Raw genomic sequence first — 20,331 nt, 5'->3', positions numbered from 1 at the left:
CGCCATGCCGCGACTGCTCCTCCTGAACAAGCCCTTCGGCACGATCTGCCAGTTCTCGCGCGAGGGAGACCATCCCACGCTCAAGGATTGGGTCAACGTGCCCGACGTCTACCCCGCCGGCCGCCTCGACACCGACAGCGAGGGCCTCGTGCTCCTCACCGACCACGGGGTGATGCAGGCCCGCATCTCCGATCCGCGCCACAAGCTCGACAAGGCCTATTGGGTACAGGTCGAAGGCGTCCCGGAAGAAGCGGCGCTTCGCCTCCTGTCCGAAGGCGTCGAGCTCGCCGATGGCGTGACGCGCCCCGCGGTCGCCACCGCCATCGCGGAGCCGGAAGGCCTGTGGCCGCGCGACCCGCCGATCCGGGTCCGCAAGGCGTTGCCGACGAGCTGGATCGAGCTGGTGCTGCGCGAGGGCCGCAACCGCCAGGTGCGCAGGATGACCGCCAAGGCGGGGTTTCCGACGCTGAGGCTGATCCGCCACCGGATCGGCGACTGGAGCCTCGAGGGCCTGGCGCCCGGGCAGTGGCGCGAAGTCCCCTTCCCGCCTCGCGACGCGCGCCCCTAGATCCAGTCCTGGCGCGGCTCACGGGTGTGTCAACGCGTGTACGATGCGCCGCGTTACTGCCGATGACGAGGCTCGAAAACGACCCGTCAAGGTAACGAACCCCTGACCCCTACCCTACGAAAGCAAAGCAAAATGAAAAAGCTGTCCGCCCTGATCGCCGCGGTGTTTGCCGCCGGCTCGCTCTCCGCCCTCGCCCAGGCCCCGGCCGCCCCCGCCAAGGCCGCGGAACCCGCCAAGCCCGCCGTTGCGCCGGCCGCCGCGCCCGCCAAGGCCGAGGCTCCGAAGGCCGCCGAAGCCCCGAAGGCCGACGCCCCGAAGAAAGACGAAAAGAAGCCCGCCAAGAAATCCACCAAGAAGCCCGCCAAGAAAGCCGACGCCCCCAAGGCCGACGCCCCGAAAGCCGACACGAAGCCCGCCACCCCGGCCGCCGCTTCCCCGGCCGTCCCGGCCGCTCCGGTCGAGCCGAAGAAAGACGCCGCGCCCAAGAAATAACGCCGGCCTCCAGCACGCCGAAGGCGGGGTCCCCCGGGGCCCCGCCTTCGTTTTTGGGACAATGAGCGCCATGCCTGCCTTCCCTTGCCCATGAAAGTCGTCGTCGGACTCTCCGGCGGAGTCGATTCCGCCGTCGCCGCCCTGCTGCTGAAGCAACAGGGCCACGACGTCGTGGGCCTCTTCATGAAGAACTGGGAAGACGACGACAACGACGAGTACTGCTCCACGCGCGAGGACCTCATCGACGCGACCTCCGTCGCGGACAAGATCGGCATCGACATCGAGGCGGTGAACTTCGCCGCCGAGTACAAGGACCGCGTCTTCGCGAGCTTCCTGGAGGAGTACCGGTCCGGGCGCACGCCCAATCCGGACGTGCTCTGCAACGCCGAGATCAAGTTCAAGGCCTTCCTGGACCACGCCATGGCCCTGGGCGCCACGAAGATCGCCACCGGCCACTACGCCCGCGTGGAAGAGCGCGAAGGGCGCCACGCCCTCCTGAAGGGCCTGGATCCGGCCAAGGACCAGAGCTATTTCCTGCATCGCCTGAACCAGGCGCAACTCTCGCGGACGTTGTTTCCCGTCGGCGGCCTGCGCAAGACCGAGGTGCGGGAGATCGCGCGCCAGGCCGGGCTGCCCAACCACGCCAAGCGCGATTCGACCGGCATCTGCTTCATCGGCGAGCGGCCGTTCCGCGAGTTCCTCTCGCGCTACCTGCCGCGCGAGCCGGGCCCGATGGTGACCGAGGACGGCCGCACGATCGGCGAGCACCAGGGCCTCATGTACTACACGATCGGCCAGCGCCAGGGCCTTGGCATCGGCGGGCGGCGCGACGGCGGCGCGCAGCCCTGGTACGTCGCGGGCAAGGACATGGGCAGGAACACGCTGGTCGTGGTCCAGGGCCACGACCACGAGCGCCTGCTGCAGCGCGGCCTGCGGGCGGCCGATGCGAGCTGGGTGGCGGGCGCACCGCCCGAGGACGGCGCGTACGGCGCCAAGACGCGCTATCGCCAGGCCGATGCCGCATGCGAGCTGCGCCCGGAAGGCCCGGCGGCGTTCGCGCTCGATTTCCGCGATCCCCAGTGGGCGGTGACCCCGGGGCAGTCGGCCGTGCTCTACCGGGGCGAGGAGTGCCTCGGCGGAGGCGTGATCGCCTGACGGATCACGCGGCGGGCGGCCGCGTCGAGGAGAAGGCGGACCTCGCCTCGGCCCGTTCCGCCCAGCGCCGCAGGTTCGCATGGCGCTCGCGCCAGCCCACCTCGGGCAGTCGGAACTCCACGTAGAAGAGCGCCGCGCCCGCCGCGACATCGGCGAATCCCGGAGCCTCTCCCGAGAGCCACGGGGACTCCCCGAGCTGCGTCGCGAGCGCGGCGATCGACGCGTCGATCTTGGCGCGATGCCGATCCATCGTCGCGGCGTCCTGGCGCATCGGCTCGCGCTTGCGCTCGAGCACGATCGCCACCGCGGCGTCGCAGATGCCGTCGCAGAGGGCCTCCGAGCGGCGGGCGAGCGCGCGAGGCAGCGGCGCGGCGGGCAGCCACGGGGGCGACGCGAGCGTGTCCACGTACTCGGCGATCACGCTCGAGTCGTAGAGGGACGTCCCGTCGTCCAGGACCAGCACGGGCACCTTCGTGAGCGGGTTGAACCGCCCCACGAGCGTGCTCGCGGCCCACACGTTGTCCTCGACGAATTCGTACGCGAGCTGCTTCTCCGCGAACAGGATGCGCACCTTGCGCACATAGGGGCTGGTCTTCGATCCGATGAGCTTCATGGGGCCCATGATAAAATTTCCACTGGAATCGCGCATGACATCCCCGCTCACAGCCCTTTCTCCCCTCGACGGCCGCTACGCCTCCAAGGCCCGCCCGCTCCAGGCGCACTTCAGCGAGTTCGCGCTGATCCGCGAGCGCGTGCGCGTCGAGATCGCGTGGCTGAAGGCGCTGGCCGCCGAGCCGGGCTTCGCCGCGCTGCCGCCCTTCTCCGCCGCCACCGTCCGCGAGCTGGAAGCCGTGGCCGAAGGCTTCTCGGTCCCGGATGCCGAGCGCATCAAGGCGATCGAGGCCACGACCAACCATGACGTGAAGGCGGTGGAGTACTTCCTGCGCGAGCGCTTCGCCGGCAACGCCGAAGTCTCCGCGGCCTCGGAATTCATCCATTTCGCCTGCACGTCCGAGGACATCAACAACCTCTCCCACGCGCTGATGGTTCGCGGCGGGCGCGACGACGTGCTGCTGCCCGCCATCGACCGCCTCATCGAGCGCCTCCAGGGCCTCGCCCAGTCGCACGCGGACCTCGCGATGCTCGCCCGCACGCACGGCCAGCCCGCCACGCCGACCACGCTGGGCAAGGAGATGGCGAACGTCGCCGCGCGCCTGAAGCGCGCGCGCTCGAAGCTCGCGGCGGTCGAGATGATGGGCAAGATCAACGGCGCCACGGGCAACTTCAACGCGCACGTGGCCGCGGCTCCCGCTTTCGACTGGCCCGGGTTCGCCAGGCGCTTCGTCGAGGGCCTGGGCATCACGTACAACCCGCTCACGATCCAGATCGAGCCGCACGACGCGCTCGCCGAGGCGTTCGATGCCGCGGCGCGGCTGAACACCATCCTGATCGACCTCGACCGCGACCTCTGGGGCTACATCTCGCTCGGCTACTTCAAGCAGCGCGTGAAGGCGGGCGAGGTCGGCTCCTCGACGATGCCGCACAAGGTGAACCCGATCGACTTCGAGAACTCCGAGGGCAACCTCGGGCTCGCGAACGCGCTGCTGCGCCACCTCTCGGAGAAGCTCCCGATATCGCGCTGGCAGCGCGACCTCACCGATTCCACCGTGCTGCGCAACATGGGCGTGGCCTTCGGCTACTGCCTGCTGGGCTACGACGCGTGCCAGCGCGGCCTGGACAAGCTCGAGGCCAACCCGGCGCGGATCGCCGCCGACCTCGCCGAATCGTGGGATGTCCTCGCCGAAGCCGTGCAGACCGTCATGCGGGCCCACCGCATCGAGGGCTCGTACGAAAAGCTGAAGGACCTCACGCGCGGCAAGGGCGGCATCACCAAGCCCGACCTCCACGCCTTCATCGGCACGCTGCCCATCCCCGAGGCGGAGAAGGCGCGCCTCGTCGCGCTCACGCCGGCGTCGTACATCGGCCTCGCGGCGAAGCTGGCCCGGGAATCCTGAAAGCGGCGCCGCGTTGCACGGCGCCGCATCCTCACCGCAACGTCAGGAGGCGCTGCGCAGCAGGTCCTGCGGACCGTCGCCGAGCGCGCTGATCTCGCCCGTGATTTCCCCGCCTTCCTGCACGAGGATCTTGCCGTAGCGGATCTTCCCCGAGACACGGCCGCTGCCGTGGATCACGAGGCGCTTCCTCGCCGTCATCTCGCCGCTGAACGTGCCGCGGATCTCGGCCACGTCGATGTCGACCTTGCCGCTGAAGGCGCCCTGCTCGGCGATCTGGATCGCGCGGCTGTTCATCGTCGCCTCGACGCGGCCCTCGACGACCAGCGTGTCGCAGTCGTCGATCTCCACGCCCTTCAGCTTGATGTTCGGGCCGACGATGAGGCGGCTTCCACCGGGCTCCTCGGACTTCACGGGCGGTATGTCGGGTATCGGGGGCGGCGTCGCGGCGCGCGATCCGGTGGGGACGATCGCGGGTGTCGCATGCGGCGCATTCGCGGCCTGGGGTGGGTGGGTGGGGTTGGAGGGTGTCGGACGCGGGGCTTCGCGCTTGAACAGATGCTCGCCGTACTTCATCGGTACTCTCCTCGTTCGTGGGACAACATCAAGAGGGAGCACCACTCACGATTCGTGCCATGCGAGCGCGAATCGCCGCAAAGCAAGGCGGGGCGCGGGTTTCAGGTCCGCGGGGAGGATCCTGCAAAACCCGCGAAACGTCGCCGCACGGCAACGCTCATTTTCCGCGATGCCTCCAAGCTCCTGATCCACAACGATTGACGGCTGTCGCTTCAGCGCGACGCGCTAGATCATCTCGAGCGGCTGGCGTCGCGACGGTGGCGCGAAGAGGCGGTCCAGCTCCGCGAGCGTCGCCTCGTCGAGCACGAGATCCGCGGCCGCGCGGTTGTCGTGGACGTGCGCGGGATCCACCGCCTTGGGAATGGCGATGACATCCGGCCGGCGCACGAGCCACGCGATCGCCACTTGCGCGGCGGAGACCCCGATTCGCGAGGCGATCGCGGCCAGGCCCTTGTGGCGCAGCAGGCGGCCCTCGTCCACCGGCGAGTACGCCATCGTCGCGATGCCGCGCGATGCGTGGAGCGGCATCAGCTCGAATTCGGGACCGCGGCGATCGAGGTTGTAGAGGACCTGGTTTACCGCGACGTTCCCGCCCCCGGGGACCGCGAGCAGCTCGCTCATGTCGTCCACGTCGAAGTTGGAAACGCCCCAGCGCGCGACGGCTCCCGCGGCCACCAGCGACTCGAGCGCGTCAACGGTTTCGGCAAGCTGAACGTTACCTCTCCAGTGGTACAGGTAGAGATCGAGCGTGTCGATGTCCAGGCGCGTTCGCGTGGCGTCGCAGGCCGCGAGGAGCTTCTTGCGGGACGCGTGGTGCGGATAGAACTTGCTCACCACGAACACGCGCTCGCGTTGCCCGCGGATCGCTTCGCCCACGACCTCTTCGGCCCCGCCGTCTCCATACATCTCGGCGGTGTCGACGAGCGTCATGCCGAGGTCGATGGCGAGCCGCACGGCGGCCACTTCAGCCGCGCGCGCCGAGCGATTCTCTCCCATGTGCCACGTGCCGATGCCGAGACGTGCAACGGTCGTCCCGTCGGGCAGCCTGCAGCTGGGGATGCCTTTCATCTGAGGTGCGGGAAGCGAATAGAATCGTGGGGTCCGTCGCCCCACCCTACCACCTCCACAGAGGAGAGAATACCCATGAGAAAGTTGCTGATCGCCGCCTCGCTCGCCCTGGCTACCCTGGCCGCCCCGGCCTTCGCCCAGGACAAGAAGGCGCCCGCGCCCGCAGCCGCCAAGGCCGAAGCGCTGATGGACATCAACACCGCGTCGGAGAAGGACCTCGCCACGCTGCCGGGCATCGGCGAAGCGCGCGCGAAAGCGATCGTGAAGGGCCGCCCCTACAAGGGCAAGAACGAGCTCAAGGACAAGAAGATCGTCCCGGAGAACGTGTACGACGGCATCAAGGACAAGGTCATCGCGAAGCAGTAACCGCTTCGCGAGTCCGCAAGCAGAAGGGGCGGCCCTCGGGCCGCCCCTTCCTTTTTCAGGCACCGCCTTTTCAGGCGGTGGTGGTGACCGCCTCGCCGTACTGCGGATTCACGCGCGACTTGTGGCCCAGCTTGTTCAGCGCGTTGATGTAGGCCTTGGCGGATGCGACGACGATGTCGGTATCCGCGCCCATGCCGTTCACGATGCGCCCGCCCTTGGCCAGGCGCACCTGCACCTCGCCCTGGGAGTCGGTGCCCTGGGTCACGTTGTTGACCGAGTACAGCAGCAGCTCCGTGCCGCTCGTGACCACGCTCTCGATCGCCTTGAACGTGGCATCCACCGGCCCACCGCCGCGCGCCTCGGCGCGATGCTCCTTGCCGTCCTCGGAGATCACGACGCGCGCGAACGGCTGCTCGCCGGTCTCGGAGTGCGCCGTGAGCGACACCAGCTTGTAGTGCTCCACTTCCGGGGTCACCGCCTCGTCGGACATCAGCGCCTGGATGTCCTCGTCGAAGATCTCGCGCTTCTTGTCGGCGAGCTCCTTGAAGCGCGCGAACGCGGCGTTCAACTGCTCTTCCGACTGCAGCGAGATCCCGAGCTCCTGCAGGCGCGACTTGAACGCGCTGCGGCCCGAGAGCTTGCCGAGCGAGAGGCGATTGGCACCCCAGCCCACGTCGGAGGCCTTCATGATCTCGTAGGTCTCGCGGTGCTTGAGCACGCCGTCCTGGTGGATGCCGGACTCGTGGGCGAACGCGTTGGCGCCGACGACGGCCTTGTTGGGCTGCACCGGGTAGCCGGTGATCGTCGAGACGAGCTTGGAGGCCGGGACGATCTGCGTGGCGTCGATGCCGGTGGTGCAATCGAAGAGGTCGGAGCGCGTCTTCACCGCCATCACGATCTCTTCCAGCGACGCGTTGCCCGCACGCTCGCCGAGACCGTTGATGGTGCACTCGACCTGGCGGGCACCGTTCATCACCGCGGCGAGCGAGTTCGCGACCGCCATGCCGAGGTCGTTATGGCAGTGCGTCGACCACACGGCCTTGTCGGCGTTGGGAATGCGGTTCAGGAGCGTCTTGAAGAGCTCGCCCCACTTCTCCGGGATGCTGTAGCCCACCGTGTCGGGCACGTTGATGGTCTTCGCGCCGGCGTCGATGCAGGCCTCGAAGATGCGGCAGAGGAAATCGACGTCGGAGCGCACCGCGTCCTCGGCGGAGAACTCCACGTCGTCCGTGAAGGTGCGCGCGAGCTTCACCGCCTTCACGGCCGCCTCGAGCACCGCATCCGGCTGCATGCGCAGCTTGTGCTGCATGTGGATCGGGCTGGTCGCGATGAACGTGTGGATACGCGCCCGCTTCGCGGGCTTCACCGCCTCGCCGGCCTTGCGCACGTCGTTGTCGTTGGCGCGGGCGAGCGAGCAGATCGTGGACTCGCGCACGGCCATCGCCACGGCGCGGATCGCCTCGAAGTCCCCGGGGCTCGCGGCGGCGAATCCCGCCTCGATCACGTCGACCTTGAGGCGCTCCAGCTGCCGGCCGATGCGGATCTTGTCGTCGCGTGTCATGGAGGCGCCCGGGCTCTGCTCGCCGTCGCGCATGGTGGTGTCGAAGATGATCAACTGGTCTTTCATGGCCTGCTCCTCAATACGGATGGACTGTCCCGCCCCGCGGGTCCGAGGCGGCTGGGTCATGCACGGTACTGCTGGGGGGTGGGGGTTTTTAGCGCGCGAGGCGCAGCAGCAGGCCCAGCGCGAGCGCGCCGGTGGCCGGGATCAGGCGAATGGAGATGAGGTGCTCGCCGCTGTTCATGATCCAAATATAGCCGGGCAGCCCTACCTTGGCAAATCGGGCGGCAGGGGGGGGAGCTCGCGGCTGGCCTTCGCGCCATAGCCCAGGAGCGTGGCCACCGTGTCGTGCGCCCCGTGCTCGACGGCATGATCGAGCGGGGTGTCGCCCAGGAGGTCGCGGTGATTCGGGTTGGCTCCCCCGGCCAGCAGCGCCTCCACCGCCTCCTGGAACCCGCTCTCGGCGGCCAGGCCCAGCGCGGTAAGGCCCTGCTCATCGGCGACTTCCAGCGAGGCGCCGCGGGCGACGAGCAGCTCGATCGCCGGCAGGTTCACCTCCTCGATCGCGACCATCAGGACCGTTCGCCCGCCGGTGCCGATCACGGTATCGGCCGGCGTCGTGCCCAGCATGCGTGCGAGCGCCGTGAGGTTGCCTTCCTCGATCGCATCGCGGATGTGCGCGTATTGCTTCTGCGTGGCCTCGGTGCGCCACCGCGCCACGACCCACATCACGTAGCCGGAAAATCCGTAGGCGACCATCACGCCCCAGAGCACGTGCGACGGCTCGATCGAGATCAGCAGCAGGACCATCACCATCACGATCACGACCCAGAACGGCACGGCGCGGCGCAGGTTGATGTCCTTGCCGCTGTAGAACTTCACGTTCGACACCATCGTGAGGCCGGCGTAGACCGTGAGCGCGGCGGCGAACCAGCGCACGTCGCCACCCTTCACCTGGTAGTCGTCGAACACCCAGATCATGCCCACGACCAGCGCCGCGGCCGCCGGGCTGGGCAGGCCCTGGAACCAGCGCTTGTCGGCCACCGAAAGCTGCGTGTTGAAGCGCGCGAGCCGCAGCGCCGCGCCCGCGCAATAGACGAAGGCCGCGATCCATCCGATGCGGCCCATGTCGCGCAGGGCCCATTCGTACATCAGCAGCGCCGGCGCGGCGCCGAAGGACACCATGTCGGTCAAGCTGTCGTATTCCGCGCCGAAGGCCGATTGCGTGCGCGTGAGGCGCGCCACGCGCCCGTCGATGCTGTCCAGGATCATCGCGATGAAGATCGCGATCGCCGCCTGCTCGAAGCGATGGTTCATGCCCTGCACGATCGCGTAGAACCCCGCGAAGAGGTTCAGCGTCGTGAACGCATTGGGCAGCAGGTAGATGCCGCGCTTGCGGAACTCCGAGGCCGGGCGAAAGGCCTTCGGACGCGGAGAGCTCATCGCCGGGACGGCGTCACGGGCGCGGCAGCTCGGCCAGGACCGTGGAGCTCGCCTTCACGACGTCGCCGATGGCGACCTTCGGGACCGATCCGGGCGGCAGGAACACGTCCACGCGCGAGCCGAAGCGGATGAAACCATAGCGCTGCCCTCGCGCCAGGCGATCCCCCGCCTTCACGTAGCAGAGGATGCGCCGGGCGATGAGGCCCGCGACCTGCACGCAGGAGATCTCCACGCCGTTGTCGAGCGTGATGATGAGCGCGTTGCGCTCGTTGTCCGAGGACGCCTTGTCGAGCGCGGCGTTCACGAACAGGCCCTTCGAGTACTGGACTTCCTTCACCGTGCCGTCCACCGGCGAGCGCTGCGAGTGCACGTTGAAGACGTTCATGAAGATGCTCACCTTCACCGACTTCGCGCCGCCGCGGTAGGGATCCGGCGCCTCGCCCACCACGATCACGCGCCCGTCGGCCGGGCACAGCACCAGGCCTTCGCCCTGCGGGATGTCGCGCTGCGGGTCGCGGAAGAACTGCACCACGAAGAGCAGGAACAGCCACAGGGGCAGCGACCACCACCCGTAGAAGCCGCCGAACACGACGGCGGCCGAGAGGACGGCCAGGATCCAGGGCCAGCCCTCCCGGGCGATGATCGGATGCGGGTAGGGCCCGTTTGCCATCTAGTTCCTCGTCGTGTCGACCAGCTTGTTCTTCTTGATCCACGGCATCATGGCGCGCAGCTTCTCGCCCACCTTCTCGATGTCGTGCTCCGCCAGCAGCCGGCGCTTCGCGTTCAGCGTGGGCGCCCCGGCGCGGTTCTCCAGGATGAAGTCGCGCGCGTATTCGCCGTTCTGGATGCGCGACAGGCAATCCTTCATCGCCTGCTTCGCCTCCGGGCCGATCACCTTCGGGCCGGTCACGTACTCGCCGAACTCCGCGTTGTTGGAGATCGAGTAGTTCATGTTGGCGATGCCGCCCTCGTAGATGAGGTCGACGATGAGCTTGGTCTCGTGCAGGCACTCGAAGTAGGCCATCTCGGGCGCGTAGCCGGCTTCCGTGAGCGTCTCGTAGCCCATCTTGATGAGCTCCACGATGCCGCCGCACAGCACGGTCTGCTCGCCGAAGAGATCGGTCTCGGTTTCTTCACGGAAGTTGGTCTCGATCACCCCGCCGCGAGTTCCGCCGATCGCGCACGCGTAGGACAGCGCGAGCGCCTTGGCCTTCTTCGTGGCGTCCTGGTGGACGGCAATCAATGCCGGAACGCCGCCGCCCTGCGTGTAAGTACTACGCACGAGGTGGCCGGGGCCCTTCGGCGCGATCATCACCACGTCCAGGTCGGCCCTCGGAGCGATCTGGCCGAAGTGGATGTTGAAGCCGTGGGCGAAGGCGAGCGTGGCGCCCTTCTTGATGTTGGGCTCGATCGATTCCTTCCAGACCGCGGCGTGGTTCTCGTCGGGCAGCAGGATCATGACGAAATCCGCGCCCTTCACGGCCTCGCCGACTTCCTTCACGGCGATCTTGGCCTTCTTCACCTTGTCCCAGGAGGCGCCGCCGGGGCGCAAGCCCACGGTGACCTTCACGCCGGAGTCGGTGAGGTTCTGCGCATGGGCGTGGCCCTGGGAGCCGTAGCCGATGATCGTGACCTTCTTGCCCTTCACGAGGGAGAGGTCGGCATCCTTGTCGTAATAGACCTTCATGGTTCGCTTTCGATGGTTTGATGATTCGAGGGGTTAGGCCTTCAACACCCACTCGCCGCGCCCGATGCCGGATACGCCGGTGCGCACGGTTTCCAGGATGACGCCGCGGTCGAGCGCTTCCAGGAAGGCGTCGAGCTTCTCGGTGGTGCCGGTCAGCTCGATCGTGTAGGACTTGTCGGTGACGTCGATGATGCGCCCGCGGAAGATGTCGGCGGTGCGCTTCATCTCCTCGCGGTCCTTGCCCGAGGCGCGCACCTTCACGAGCATCAGCTCGCGCTCGATGTGCTTGCCCTCGGAGAGGTCGACGACCTTCACGACGTCGACCAGCTTGTTCAGCTGCTTGGTGATCTGCTCGACCACCTCGTCGGAGCCGGTGGTGACGATCGTCATGCGCGACATCGTCGCGTCCTCGGTGGGAGCCACGGTGAGCGTCTCGATGTTGTAGCCGCGGGCCGAGAAGAGGCCGGCGACGCGAGACAGGGCACCGGCCTCGTTCTCCACGAGGATGGAAAGGATGTGGCGCATGGCTAGAGCTCTTCGGAGAGGATCATTTCCGAGATGCCCTTGCCGCCCGGCACCATCGGAAAGACGTTTTCGGTCTGGTCGGTGATGACGTCGAGGAAGACCAGGCGGTCCTTCATCTTGAACGCCTCGCGCAGCGCCCCCTCCACGTCGCCCGGCTTGTCGACGCGAATCCCGACGTGGCCATAGGCCTCGGCGAGCTTCACGAAGTCCGGCAGCGCGTCCATGTACGACTCGCTGTAGCGGTTGCCGTGGAAGAACTCCTGCCACTGGCGGACCATGCCCATGTAGCGGTTGTTCAGGTTCACCACCTTCACCGGCAGGCGGTACTGCTTGCAGGTGGAGAGCTCCTGGATGCACATCTGGATCGAGGACTCGCCCGTGATGCAGGCGACATCCGCATCCGGGAACGCGAGCTTCACGCCCATCGCGTACGGCAGGCCCACGCCCATCGTTCCCAGGCCGCCGGAGTTGATCCAGCGCCGGGGCTTGTCGAACTTGTAGTACTGAGCCGCCCACATCTGGTGCTGGCCGACGTCCGAGGTGATGAACGCATCGCCCTTGGTGATCTCGTAGAGCTTCTCGACCACGTACTGCGGCTTGATGAGGTCGGACTTGCGGTTGTACTTGAGGCAGTCCTTGGAGCGCCACTCGGCGATCTGCTTCCACCAGTCGGCGAGCGCGGCGGCATCCGGCCGCTCCTTGGTGCCGCGCAGGAGTGCCAGGAGGTCCTGCAGCACGTCCTTCACGTGGCCCACGATCGGCACGTCGACCTTCACGCGCTTGGAGATCGAGGACGGGTCGACGTCGATGTGGATGATCTTGCGCGCGGGGTTGCCGGCGTTGAAGTGCTCGGGGTTGCCGATCACGCGGTCGTCGAAGCGCGCTCCGACGGCGATCAGCACATCGCAGTTCTGCATCGCCATGTTGGCCTCGACCGTGCCGTGCATGCCCAGCATGCCGAGGAACTGCTTGTCCGTGGCCGGGTAGGAGCCCAGGCCCATCAGCGTGTTCGTGACGGGGAAGCCGAGGTTGCGCACGAGCTCCGCCACTTCGGCCGAGGCGTTGCCGAGCACCGCACCGCCGCCCACGTACACCATGGGACGCTTTGCGTGCAGCAGCAGCTGCACCGCCTTCTTGATCTGGCCCGCATGCCCCTTCACCACGGGGTTGTACGAGCGCATGTGGATCTTGTCCGGATAGTGGAAGCGCGTCGGCTGCATCGACACGTCCTTCGGCACGTCCACGAGGACGGGGCCGGGACGGCCGGTGGTGGCGACGTAGAACGCCTTCTTGATCGTGATCGCGAGCTCGTTCACGTCCTTCACGAGGAAGTTGTGCTTCACGCACGGCCGCGTGATGCCGACCGTGTCGCATTCCTGGAAGGCGTCCTCGCCGATGGCGCGCGTCGGGACCTGGCCCGAGATGATCACCATCGGAATGGAATCCATGTACGCGGTGGCGATGCCGGTGACCGCGTTGGTGACGCCGGGGCCGCTCGTGACGAGGGCCACGCCGCACTTGCCCGTGGCGCGCGCATAGCCGTCGGCCGCGTGCAGGGCACCCTGCTCGTGGCGCACGAGGATGTGCTTCAGCTTGTCCTGCTGCGCAAGGGCGTCGTAAATGTAGAGGACCGCCCCGCCCGGATAGCCGAAAACGTACTCCACGCCTTCGGCGACCAGGCTGCGGATGACGACTTCGGCGCCCGTCAGGGTTTCACCGGTTTCCGCGAGCGTGGGCGTGGGCTGGAGTTCCATGTCTAAGGCCTTGTATATCGAGCGATTTCGCAGGGGGAACCTACGAATCTATCGGCTCGCCCCCTATTGGTCAAGCTGGAATAAGGGGGGCGATCCGTGGGGCCGTTCGGGCGGCCGCGCGAGGCCCGTTTGCTACCATGCGCCCACCGGATCGGAGACCCCAAACTGGCTACGCAAAAGGAGCTGTCGGACTTCCTCGCCCAGGTCGAGCGGCGCGCTTTCAAGCAGGCGGTCTTCGCCGTGCATGACGACGCGGCCGCCCTCGACATCGTGCAGGACGCGATGCTCAAGCTCGCCGAGAAGTATTCGGCTCGGCCGCACACCGAGTTCCCGATGCTGTTCCAGCGCATCCTGCAGAACGCGATCCGCGATCACTTCCGCCGGGCGAAGGTGCGCGGGACCTATTCGACCCAGCTGTCCAGTCTCGGGGCGGGCGGCGACGACGAGTCCGACCCGCTCGACACGCTCGACGTGGAGGACGTCGGCAACGTCCCCGACTCGCCCGCCGCAAGGTTCGAGCAGGCCGAGGTGATGGCTTTTATCGAGGATGCGGTAAAGGCACTGCCGGATCGTCAACGCGAGGCCTTTCTCCTGCGTTACTGGGAGGAACTCGATGTGAGCGAAACCGCCAAGGTCATGGGATGTTCGGAAGGCAGCGTGAAGACCCACTGCTCCCGAGCAACCCACGCATTGGCGAAGGTATTGCGAGCCAAGGGCATAACCCTATGAATGAAAAAGACTTTGCAGCCAAGCTGAAGCCTTGGCTGGATCGCTCGGCCACCCAGGTCGGCGAGCTGGAAGCCACCCGCCTCAAGGCCGCGCGCCTGCGCGCCCTGGACGCGTACCGCGAGCCGGTGTCCATCCTCGGCCTCGCCACCGTGAACGGCGGCGTGCTCGAGAACGCGCGCTACACCCTGCTGCAGCGGGGCCTCATGATCCTCCCGCTGCTGGCCCTGGTGGCCGCCCTCACCGTGCAGTCGATCGACACGGACGTCGACCTCGGCGAAATCGACGCCCAGCTCCTCACCCAGGAGCTGCCCCCGGACGCGTACCTCGACCAGGAATTCCGCTCGTGGCTCGGCTCCTCGCGCTGATCGCGGCCCTGGCCTTCGCCGGGGTTGCCCTCGCGGGTAACTCGGAGAAGGACCTCAAGACCCCGCAAACGCCGTGGCAACGCATCGCGCCGGAGGACCAGAAGGTCCTCTCCCCGCTCGCCGAGGAATGGGACCGCCTGCCCGGCTACCAGCAGCAACGCCTGCAATCGGCGGCCAAGCAGTACCCCAAGATGCAGCCGATCCAGCAGGAGCGCTTCCGCGACCGCATCCAGGGCTGGGCCAACATGTCGCCGGACCAGCGCAAGGCCGCCCGCGAATCCTTCCAGGGCATGCGCAAGCTCCCGCCCGAAAAGCAGCATGAGCTTCGGGAGCGCTGGCTGCAGAAGCGCGAATCCGGCGGCGGCGCTCCGCAGCAGCAGCAGGCGCCGCAACTGCAACAGCAGCCGGCGCCGCAAATGCAGCAAGCGCAGCCCCGCCCGCAGAAGCCGGGCCCGTGAGCGCTTCCCCCGGGCTTCGCGCGCCCGGCGTGGCGCGCCGCCTCGCCTCGGGCCTCTACGAGCTCCTCATCGTGAGCGCCGTGATCCTCATCGCGACCTTTCCCTTCATCGCCCTCTTCGGCGACGCCACCACGGGCTGGCGCCGCCACCTGCTGCAGGCCTGGGTCCTCTTCGTGGTCGGTGCGTACCTGGTCGGGTTCTGGACCCGTGGCGGGCAAACGCTCGCCATGAAGACCTGGCGCATCAAGCTGGTCCGCGACGACGGCGGCGTCATCGGGCCGGGGCGTGCGCTCCACCGCTACTTCCTCGCGTTGCTGGGGCTCGCGGCGGCCGGCCTCGGATTCGCGTGGGCCTTCTTCGACCGCGACCGGCAGTTCCTCCACGACCGGCTCGCCGGAACCGCCCTCGTCCCCGTCGAGACCCTCCGGGGCTCCTAGCGCCGCTCGGCGCGCACCAGCCCGCCCGCGGCCACCGCCATGAAGATCAGCGTCGGCAGCCCCGCGGAGAGGAAGGCCGGCCATTCGTTCAACAGGCCGATGTGCGAGAAGAGCCGCCCGGCGAAGTGGAACCCCAGGCCGAGCAGGATGCCGAGCACGATCCGCCCGCCCACGCCGCCCGTGCGCGCCGACGTGAGCGCGAAGGGAATCGCGAGGATCATCATCACCACCGCGGCCAGCGGGTAGAGCAGCTTCGTCCAGAAGGCGATCTCGTAGCGGATCGTGTTCTGCTTGTTGTCGCGCAGGTGGTCGATGTAGGCGCGCAGGTTCACCACCGACATCCGCTCCGGGACGATCTTCAGCACCGAGAGGATGTCGGGCGTGAGCACCGAGCTCCACGTCATCTCCGGCACGCGCTTCAGAACCGCGTTGTCGCCTTCGAAGCGCGTGACCTCCACGTTCGTGAGCTTCCAGCGGTTCGGCCCGTCGTAGGCGCCGGAATCCGCGCGGCTGATCGAGGCCAGCTTGTGGGACTTGTCGAATTCGTAGATGCGCAGGTTGAGCAGCGTGGTGTCGGGCGTCACGTCCTGGATGTTCACGAACGACAGGTCGTCCTTCACCCAGAAGCCCGAGCGGAACTCGCGCGCGACGATCGACTTCGTGGCCTTGAGGCGCAGCCCCTTGGCCGCCTCCTCGGTGTGCGGCGCCACGAACTCGCCCGCGGCGAAGGTCGCCACCGCCACCACGAGCCCCGCGCCCGCCACGTGCAGCGCGAGCTGCGAGAGCGACAGCCCCGCCGAACGCATCACGGTGAGCTCGGATTGCTCCGACATGCGCGCCAGCGCGAAGAGCGTGCCGATGAGCGCCGCGGCGGGCAGCAGCACGTAGGCGTGCGACGGCAGCGAGAGCGCGACATAGCCCAGCATCGCCGTCAGCCGGTAGTTGCCGCGGCCGAGGTCGTCCAGCTCGCGGATCAGGTCGAAGAAGAAGAAGAGCGAAAGGAGTGCGGCCAGGACCAGCAGGCTGGTGAGCAGGATCTCCCGCGCGAAGTAGCGGAAGAGCACCTAGCGCAGCATTTCGTTCAGGTGGCGCGCGAGCACATCGGCCGCGGCCTCGCCGTCGGCCTTCGCGATAGCCTGCCGGTACGGCTCGGCCAGCGCCCGAAGGTCCGCGATGGTGCCGGCCCGCTCCAGCTTCATGGTGAAGAAGAACGACTTCAAGCCCAGTGCATCGACGATCGTCACGTTCATCAGGTCCTTGGCGGCTCTGAACCGCTCGAATTCATTCGCCAACGGTGCGATCGGCGCTTCGCCGGCCGCCGCGGGAATCGCGGCACGTCCCGCCTTCTCGACCAGGCCCATCTCCACCAGCTGGTCGAGGAAATCTTCCGGAGCGCCCACCTTCTCGCCCTCTTCCTTCACCAGCAGCTCGGGTTGGGTCCCGTCGATCAGGATCAGCATCGTCCGCAGCCGCGGGCTCAGCTTCAGCTTGCGGCTCGCGATCTCCGCCTGGCCCCGTTCGGTCTTTCGATAGACATCAGCAGCTGCCATGCGTGCGCCCTCCGGGAAAGGGACGTGGGACACGGCGGGCCGTCTGGGCAGCCTCGCCGCAACTGGATGGGGACAGGCCGATTCTCTTTCACAACACGCAATAGCTCAAGGGTTTAGCGCCGGTTACCATGGTCCGCACATCCACCCACCTCATCGGAGGAGACGGGATGAATCCGAAGTCGGTCTTCCGGAAGACGGAAAAAGGCCGCGACGAGATTGCGAAGCGCACACACCGGCTCGACGCACGCCGCCGCATGGTGCTGATCGTGGTCGACGGCCAGGCGGACGCCGAATCGCTCGCCGCCAAGGTCGCGCATCTCGACAACGCGCTGGAGCTGCTCGAATCGCTCTCGGCCGAAGGCTTCGTCGAGCCCACGGACGGCCCGGAATTCGCCGAGCCGTCGCGCCCTGCGTACCCGCGGAGCACCACCCCCCGCGCCCCTGCACCTGCGCCGGTGTCGCCGTCGTCACTGCCACTCGAGGCCCTGAAGCGCAGCGCCGTGAGTCAGGTCGACCGGCTGATGGGACCGGGCGGCGAGGCGCTCGCGCTGAGGCTCGAAGCCGCCCCTACCCGCGAGGCGTTCCTGGCCGAGGCTCGCAAGGTCCACCAGGCCCTGGTCGCGTCCGTCGGCGCCAGGAAAGCCGAGGATTTCGCCCGGTCGCTGGGCCTCTAGGGCGTCCGGAACCCCTTCCAGCCCTTCCCGGGGCCCTTTGGGGTCAAGGGTTTACCCTAATTGTCAGGTTCGCGTCAGGAAGACTACGATCTCCGCGGTAATAAGGCCCGGCCTCGGCTGGAGACCGACAATAAATAAATGGAGGAGGAGCAATGCAACTCACGGAAAAGCACCGCGAGTACTGGCGCAAGAACCTCGTCATCACCGCCATCCTGCTGTTCATCTGGTTCGTCGTCACGTTCGTCGAAGCCTGGTACGCCCGGGAGCTCAACGGCGTCACCTTCTTCGGCTTCCCGCTCGGCTTCTACATGTCGGCACAGGGATCGCTCGCGATCTACGTCGTGCTGATCGGAATCTACGCGTGGTACATGAACCGCCTCGACGTGGAGTACGGCGTCGATGAAGGAGACGACTCGTGAACCAGGCAATCATTTCGGCCAACAGGGCCTTCTTCAACCAGCTGCGCAAGTACTACACGTTCTACACGGTCGGCTTCCTCGTCTTCCTGTTCGCGCTTGCCATAGCCGAGCAGATGGGAATGTCGCGCCGCTTGATCGGCTATGCGTTCCTCTTCGCGACGATCGCGCTCTATGCCGGCATCGGCATCATGAGCCGCACCGTCGACGCGGCCGAGTACTACGTGGCGGGACGCCGCGTCCCGGCGATGTTCAACGGCATGGCGACCGGCGCCGACTGGATGAGCGCCGCCTCCTTCATCGGGATGGCGGGCACGCTCTTCCTCTCGGGGTTCGACGGCCTGGCGTTCGTGATGGGCTGGACCGGCGGCTACGTGCTGGTGGCGCTGTTCCTCGCGCCATACCTGCGCAAGTTCGGCCAGTTCACCATCCCGGACTTCCTCGGTGAGCGCTACGGCGGGAACATCGTCCGCAGCATCGGCATCTTCGCGGCCATCCTCTGCTCGTTCACGTATGTCGTGGCGCAGATCTACGGCGTCGGCCTGATCACCAGCCGGTTCACCGGCCTGGAGTTCGGCATCGGCGTGTTCGTGGGCCTGGGCGGCATCCTCGTCTGCTCGTTCCTGGGCGGGATGCGTGCGGTCACGTGGACCCAGGTGGCGCAGTACATCATCCTCATCATCGCGTACCTCACGCCGGTGGTCTGGCTGTCGATGAAGCACACCGGCAACCCGATCCCGCAGATCGCGTACGGCCAGGTCCTGCAGAAGGTCACGGAGCGCGAGAAGGTCCTCACCAACGATCCGAAGGAGATCGAGGTGCGCGGCATCTTCAAGGCGCGTTCGGATGCAGCCGACGCCAAGCTGAAGGCGCTGCCCGCCTCATACGACACGGAGAAGGCCGCGCTCGCCAAGAAGCTCGCCGACGTGAAGGCCGCCAACGGCACGGTGGACGAAGTGGCCGCTGCCGAGAAGGCCGTGAACGACTTCCCCAAGGATGCCAACGCGGCGAAGGCGGCGTGGACGCGCGAGAAAGGGCTGGCCTCGAGGGCAGCACCTCCGCGTCCGCATGCCCAGCCGTTCCCGGGCAAGGACGAGAAGGCGCAGGACATCGCGCGGCTCAACTTCATCGGCATCGTGTTCTGCATGATGTTCGGCACGGCGGCACTTCCGCACATCCTGATGCGCTACTACACGACGCCCAGCGTGAAGCAGGCGCGGCAGTCGGTGACGTGGTCGCTCTTCTTCATCTTCCTGCTGTACTTCACCGCTCCCGCCCTCGCCGTGCTCGCCAAGTACGACGTGTATTACTTCCTGGTCGGAAGCAACTTCGCCAGCCTTCCAGCCTGGGCTTCGAACTGGGCGAGGGTCGATCCATCGCTGCTGTCGATCGTCGACATCAACAAGGACGGCATCGTGCAGCTCGCCGAGATCGTCCTGGGCGGCGACATCATCGTGCTGGCGACTCCGGAAATCGCGGGATTGCCGTACGTGGTGTCCGGCCTGGTCGCGGCCGGCGGCCTCGCGGCGGCGCTCTCCACCGCCGACGGCCTGCTGCTCACGATCGCCAACGCGTTGTCGCATGACCTCTACTACAAGATGATCGACCCCAATGCGACGACCACTCGCCGCGTCACGGTGTCGAAAGTCCTGCTGCTGGTGGTCGCGTTGGTCGCGGCCTACGTGACATCACTGAAGCCAGGAGACATCCTGTTCCTGGTCGGCGCCGCGTTCTCGCTGGCCGCCTCCGCGTTCTTCCCGGCGCTGGTGCTGGGCGTGTTCTGGAAGCGCGCGAACAAGTGGGGCGCCATCACGGGCATGATCGCCGGGCTCGGGCTCTGCATGTACTACATGGTGCAGACGTACCCGTTCTTCGGCGGCGTGGCCGCCAACCAGTGGTTCAACCTGGCGCCGATCTCGGCCGGGATGTTCGGCGTGCCGGTGGGCATCATCACGATCATCGTGGTGAGCCTGCTCACGCCGGAGCCCAGCCGTGAAGTCCAGGAGCTGGTCGAGCACGTCCGCTACCCGCAGCTGGGCGGCGACATCAACACGCAAGCCACCTGACCCCCGGGTCCGGCCGCCGAACCGACAAGGCCCGCGCAAGCGGGCCTTGTCTTTGCGCGGGCGGCTCGCCTTCATCCCATCCCCAGAATCCAAGGACCGCAGTCATGAATCCCACGATGCCCTCCTGGCTGGCCCGCCTCCTCGGCGCGCTCACCTTCATCGCCTTCCTCGCCGCTTGCTCCGATTCCGGGCACCCTCGCGGCATGTTCACCGGACGCGTGCTCGACAAGACCGAGGACGAGATCGTCGCGGACATCGGCAAGCCCGCCTCCATTGACCCGAGCAGCCCGGATCGCGTGAAATGGATCTACAAGAAGAAGACCTTCGATCCGGACAACATGAACACACCCGACCCCGAAACCATCCTCGTGTTCAAGCGCGACCCCGCCGGCAAGCTCAAGGTCGCGGAGGTCACGTTCAACTGATGGA

24 protein-coding genes are annotated in these 20,331 nt (G+C 67.2%); 13 read left to right on the top strand and 11 right to left on the bottom strand.

Annotated features, from left to right (window positions below):
* Window positions 1-4 precede the first annotated feature (4 nt).
* From DSM104443_RS06800 to mnmA, 3 genes are all read left to right on the top strand, one after another.
* Window positions 5-568 (top strand): pseudouridine synthase, encoded by a 564-nt coding sequence (locus DSM104443_RS06800; RefSeq protein ID WP_171090687.1) that lies wholly within the window; start codon window positions 5-7, stop codon window positions 566-568.
* Window positions 569-700: 132 nt separating this feature from the next.
* Window positions 701-1,060, top strand: coding sequence for a hypothetical protein (locus DSM104443_RS06795; RefSeq protein ID WP_171090685.1), 360 nt, complete (start codon window positions 701-703; stop codon window positions 1,058-1,060).
* A gap of 90 nt (window positions 1,061-1,150) precedes the next feature.
* Window positions 1,151-2,215 (top strand): tRNA 2-thiouridine(34) synthase MnmA, encoded by a 1,065-nt coding sequence (mnmA, locus tag DSM104443_RS06790; RefSeq protein WP_171090683.1) that lies wholly within the window; start codon window positions 1,151-1,153, stop codon window positions 2,213-2,215.
* Window positions 2,216-2,219: 4 nt separating this feature from the next.
* Here mnmA and DSM104443_RS06785 read toward each other — a convergent pair whose 3' ends face one another.
* Window positions 2,220-2,828, bottom strand: a complete 609-nt coding sequence (locus DSM104443_RS06785) for a glutathione S-transferase N-terminal domain-containing protein (RefSeq protein WP_171090682.1) — start codon at window positions 2,826-2,828, stop codon at window positions 2,220-2,222.
* Between the two features lie 34 nt (window positions 2,829-2,862).
* On the opposite strand from DSM104443_RS06785, the gene purB reads away from it, so the two are divergent.
* A complete protein-coding gene (purB, locus tag DSM104443_RS06780; RefSeq protein WP_171090680.1) occupies window positions 2,863-4,230 on the top strand; it encodes an adenylosuccinate lyase in 1,368 nt (455 codons plus the stop codon).
* A gap of 42 nt (window positions 4,231-4,272) precedes the next feature.
* Here purB and DSM104443_RS06775 read toward each other — a convergent pair whose 3' ends face one another.
* Window positions 4,273-4,803, bottom strand: a complete 531-nt coding sequence (locus tag DSM104443_RS06775) for a bactofilin family protein (protein WP_171090678.1) — start codon at window positions 4,801-4,803, stop codon at window positions 4,273-4,275.
* Window positions 4,804-5,028: 225 nt separating this feature from the next.
* Window positions 5,029-5,871: an aldo/keto reductase gene (locus DSM104443_RS06770; protein ID WP_171090676.1), complete on the bottom strand. Its 843-nt coding sequence runs from the start codon at window positions 5,869-5,871 to the stop codon at window positions 5,029-5,031.
* A 75-nt stretch (window positions 5,872-5,946) separates the two neighbouring features.
* Between DSM104443_RS06770 and DSM104443_RS06765 the strand changes: the two genes are divergently transcribed.
* On the top strand, window positions 5,947-6,237 hold the full coding sequence (locus DSM104443_RS06765) for a ComEA family DNA-binding protein (protein ID WP_171090674.1): 291 nt from the start codon (window positions 5,947-5,949) through the stop codon (window positions 6,235-6,237).
* Between the two features lie 70 nt (window positions 6,238-6,307).
* On the opposite strand, the gene DSM104443_RS06760 is transcribed toward DSM104443_RS06765, so the two are convergent.
* From DSM104443_RS06760 to DSM104443_RS06735, 6 genes are all read right to left on the bottom strand, one after another.
* Window positions 6,308-7,864: a 2-isopropylmalate synthase gene (locus tag DSM104443_RS06760; RefSeq protein ID WP_171090672.1), complete on the bottom strand. Its 1,557-nt coding sequence runs from the start codon at window positions 7,862-7,864 to the stop codon at window positions 6,308-6,310.
* A 201-nt stretch (window positions 7,865-8,065) separates the two neighbouring features.
* Complete coding sequence (pssA, locus tag DSM104443_RS22150; protein ID WP_171090670.1) at window positions 8,066-9,241, bottom strand: CDP-diacylglycerol--serine O-phosphatidyltransferase; 1,176 nt, start codon at window positions 9,239-9,241, stop codon at window positions 8,066-8,068.
* A gap of 13 nt (window positions 9,242-9,254) precedes the next feature.
* The gene (locus tag DSM104443_RS06750) at window positions 9,255-9,911 is read right to left on the bottom strand and encodes a phosphatidylserine decarboxylase (protein ID WP_171090668.1); all 657 of its coding nucleotides are present in this window, start codon (window positions 9,909-9,911) and stop codon (window positions 9,255-9,257) included.
* Entirely contained in the window at window positions 9,912-10,928 is a 1,017-nt protein-coding gene (ilvC, locus tag DSM104443_RS06745; RefSeq protein WP_171090666.1) for a ketol-acid reductoisomerase, read from the bottom strand. It abuts the gene before it with no gap.
* Window positions 10,929-10,961: 33 nt separating this feature from the next.
* Window positions 10,962-11,453: an acetolactate synthase small subunit gene (gene ilvN / locus DSM104443_RS06740; RefSeq protein WP_171090664.1), complete on the bottom strand. Its 492-nt coding sequence runs from the start codon at window positions 11,451-11,453 to the stop codon at window positions 10,962-10,964.
* Between the two features lie 2 nt (window positions 11,454-11,455).
* Window positions 11,456-13,207, bottom strand: coding sequence for an acetolactate synthase 3 catalytic subunit (locus DSM104443_RS06735; RefSeq protein ID WP_171090662.1), 1,752 nt, complete (start codon window positions 13,205-13,207; stop codon window positions 11,456-11,458).
* Between the two features lie 165 nt (window positions 13,208-13,372).
* On the opposite strand from DSM104443_RS06735, the gene DSM104443_RS06730 reads away from it, so the two are divergent.
* Genes DSM104443_RS06730 through DSM104443_RS06715 form a run of 4 tightly spaced genes read left to right on the top strand, consistent with a single transcriptional unit; the run spans window position 13,373 to window position 15,196 of the window.
* Entirely contained in the window at window positions 13,373-13,936 is a 564-nt protein-coding gene (locus DSM104443_RS06730; protein ID WP_171096271.1) for an RNA polymerase sigma factor, read from the top strand.
* Window positions 13,933-14,301: a DUF3619 family protein gene (locus DSM104443_RS06725; RefSeq protein ID WP_171090661.1), complete on the top strand. Its 369-nt coding sequence runs from the start codon at window positions 13,933-13,935 to the stop codon at window positions 14,299-14,301. The genes DSM104443_RS06730 and DSM104443_RS06725 overlap by 4 nt, the downstream gene beginning before the upstream one ends.
* Complete coding sequence (locus DSM104443_RS06720) at window positions 14,280-14,759, top strand: DUF3106 domain-containing protein (protein WP_171090659.1); 480 nt, start codon at window positions 14,280-14,282, stop codon at window positions 14,757-14,759. The genes DSM104443_RS06725 and DSM104443_RS06720 overlap by 22 nt, the downstream gene beginning before the upstream one ends.
* Complete coding sequence (locus tag DSM104443_RS06715; RefSeq protein ID WP_171090657.1) at window positions 14,756-15,196, top strand: RDD family protein; 441 nt, start codon at window positions 14,756-14,758, stop codon at window positions 15,194-15,196. The genes DSM104443_RS06720 and DSM104443_RS06715 overlap by 4 nt, the downstream gene beginning before the upstream one ends.
* Here the strand turns inward: DSM104443_RS06715 and lptG are convergent.
* Both lptG and DSM104443_RS21725 read right to left on the bottom strand, forming a co-directional pair.
* Window positions 15,193-16,260: an LPS export ABC transporter permease LptG gene (lptG, locus tag DSM104443_RS06710; protein ID WP_212757008.1), complete on the bottom strand. Its 1,068-nt coding sequence runs from the start codon at window positions 16,258-16,260 to the stop codon at window positions 15,193-15,195. The two genes, DSM104443_RS06715 and lptG, sit on opposite strands and share 4 nt — an antisense overlap.
* Window positions 16,261-16,746, bottom strand: coding sequence for a hypothetical protein (locus tag DSM104443_RS21725; protein WP_212757006.1), 486 nt, complete (start codon window positions 16,744-16,746; stop codon window positions 16,261-16,263). It lies immediately after the preceding gene.
* A 167-nt stretch (window positions 16,747-16,913) separates the two neighbouring features.
* Here DSM104443_RS21725 and DSM104443_RS06705 point away from each other — a divergent pair, with 167 nt between their 5' ends.
* The 4 genes from DSM104443_RS06705 to DSM104443_RS06690 all read left to right on the top strand — a co-directional run bounded on the left by DSM104443_RS06705 (window position 16,914) and on the right by DSM104443_RS06690 (window position 20,327).
* Entirely contained in the window at window positions 16,914-17,420 is a 507-nt protein-coding gene (locus DSM104443_RS06705) for a hypothetical protein (RefSeq protein ID WP_171090655.1), read from the top strand.
* A 152-nt stretch (window positions 17,421-17,572) separates the two neighbouring features.
* A complete protein-coding gene (locus DSM104443_RS06700) occupies window positions 17,573-17,839 on the top strand; it encodes a DUF4212 domain-containing protein (protein ID WP_171090653.1) in 267 nt (88 codons plus the stop codon).
* Window positions 17,836-19,902: a VC_2705 family sodium/solute symporter gene (locus DSM104443_RS06695; RefSeq protein WP_246232545.1), complete on the top strand. Its 2,067-nt coding sequence runs from the start codon at window positions 17,836-17,838 to the stop codon at window positions 19,900-19,902. The genes DSM104443_RS06700 and DSM104443_RS06695 overlap by 4 nt, the downstream gene beginning before the upstream one ends.
* Window positions 19,903-20,006: 104 nt before the next feature.
* Complete coding sequence (locus DSM104443_RS06690; RefSeq protein WP_171090651.1) at window positions 20,007-20,327, top strand: hypothetical protein; 321 nt, start codon at window positions 20,007-20,009, stop codon at window positions 20,325-20,327.
* Window positions 20,328-20,331 lie beyond the last annotated feature (4 nt).

The sequence above is a fragment of the Usitatibacter rugosus genome (assembly GCF_013003965.1).
In the GTDB taxonomy this organism is placed as follows: domain Bacteria; phylum Pseudomonadota; class Gammaproteobacteria; order Burkholderiales; family Usitatibacteraceae; genus Usitatibacter; species Usitatibacter rugosus.
The sequence above is the reverse complement of the archived record's forward strand: the minus strand, read 5'-3'. Positions and strand labels throughout refer to the sequence as shown.

Bases quoted from the DNA above. Each gene is read 5' to 3' on its own strand.
- DSM104443_RS06800 (WP_171090687.1), top strand. From the start codon at position 5: ATGCCGCGACTGCTCCTCCTGAACAAGCCCTTCGGCACGATCTGCCAG.
- DSM104443_RS06795 (WP_171090685.1), top strand. From the start codon at position 701: ATGAAAAAGCTGTCCGCCCTGATCGCCGCGGTGTTTGCCGCCGGCTCG.
- mnmA (WP_171090683.1), top strand. From the start codon at position 1,151: ATGAAAGTCGTCGTCGGACTCTCCGGCGGAGTCGATTCCGCCGTCGCC.
- DSM104443_RS06785 (WP_171090682.1), bottom strand. From the start codon at position 2,828: ATGAAGCTCATCGGATCGAAGACCAGCCCCTATGTGCGCAAGGTGCGC.
- purB (WP_171090680.1), top strand. From the start codon at position 2,863: ATGACATCCCCGCTCACAGCCCTTTCTCCCCTCGACGGCCGCTACGCC.
- DSM104443_RS06775 (WP_171090678.1), bottom strand. From the start codon at position 4,803: ATGAAGTACGGCGAGCATCTGTTCAAGCGCGAAGCCCCGCGTCCGACA.
- DSM104443_RS06770 (WP_171090676.1), bottom strand. From the start codon at position 5,871: ATGAAAGGCATCCCCAGCTGCAGGCTGCCCGACGGGACGACCGTTGCA.
- DSM104443_RS06765 (WP_171090674.1), top strand. From the start codon at position 5,947: ATGAGAAAGTTGCTGATCGCCGCCTCGCTCGCCCTGGCTACCCTGGCC.
- DSM104443_RS06760 (WP_171090672.1), bottom strand. From the start codon at position 7,864: ATGAAAGACCAGTTGATCATCTTCGACACCACCATGCGCGACGGCGAG.
- pssA (WP_171090670.1), bottom strand. From the start codon at position 9,241: ATGAGCTCTCCGCGTCCGAAGGCCTTTCGCCCGGCCTCGGAGTTCCGC.
- DSM104443_RS06750 (WP_171090668.1), bottom strand. From the start codon at position 9,911: ATGGCAAACGGGCCCTACCCGCATCCGATCATCGCCCGGGAGGGCTGG.
- ilvC (WP_171090666.1), bottom strand. From the start codon at position 10,928: ATGAAGGTCTATTACGACAAGGATGCCGACCTCTCCCTCGTGAAGGGC.
- ilvN (WP_171090664.1), bottom strand. From the start codon at position 11,453: ATGCGCCACATCCTTTCCATCCTCGTGGAGAACGAGGCCGGTGCCCTG.
- DSM104443_RS06735 (WP_171090662.1), bottom strand. From the start codon at position 13,207: ATGGAACTCCAGCCCACGCCCACGCTCGCGGAAACCGGTGAAACCCTG.
- DSM104443_RS06725 (WP_171090661.1), top strand. From the start codon at position 13,933: ATGAATGAAAAAGACTTTGCAGCCAAGCTGAAGCCTTGGCTGGATCGC.
- DSM104443_RS21725 (WP_212757006.1), bottom strand. From the start codon at position 16,746: ATGGCAGCTGCTGATGTCTATCGAAAGACCGAACGGGGCCAGGCGGAG.
- DSM104443_RS06705 (WP_171090655.1), top strand. From the start codon at position 16,914: ATGAATCCGAAGTCGGTCTTCCGGAAGACGGAAAAAGGCCGCGACGAG.
- DSM104443_RS06700 (WP_171090653.1), top strand. From the start codon at position 17,573: ATGCAACTCACGGAAAAGCACCGCGAGTACTGGCGCAAGAACCTCGTC.
- DSM104443_RS06690 (WP_171090651.1), top strand. From the start codon at position 20,007: ATGAATCCCACGATGCCCTCCTGGCTGGCCCGCCTCCTCGGCGCGCTC.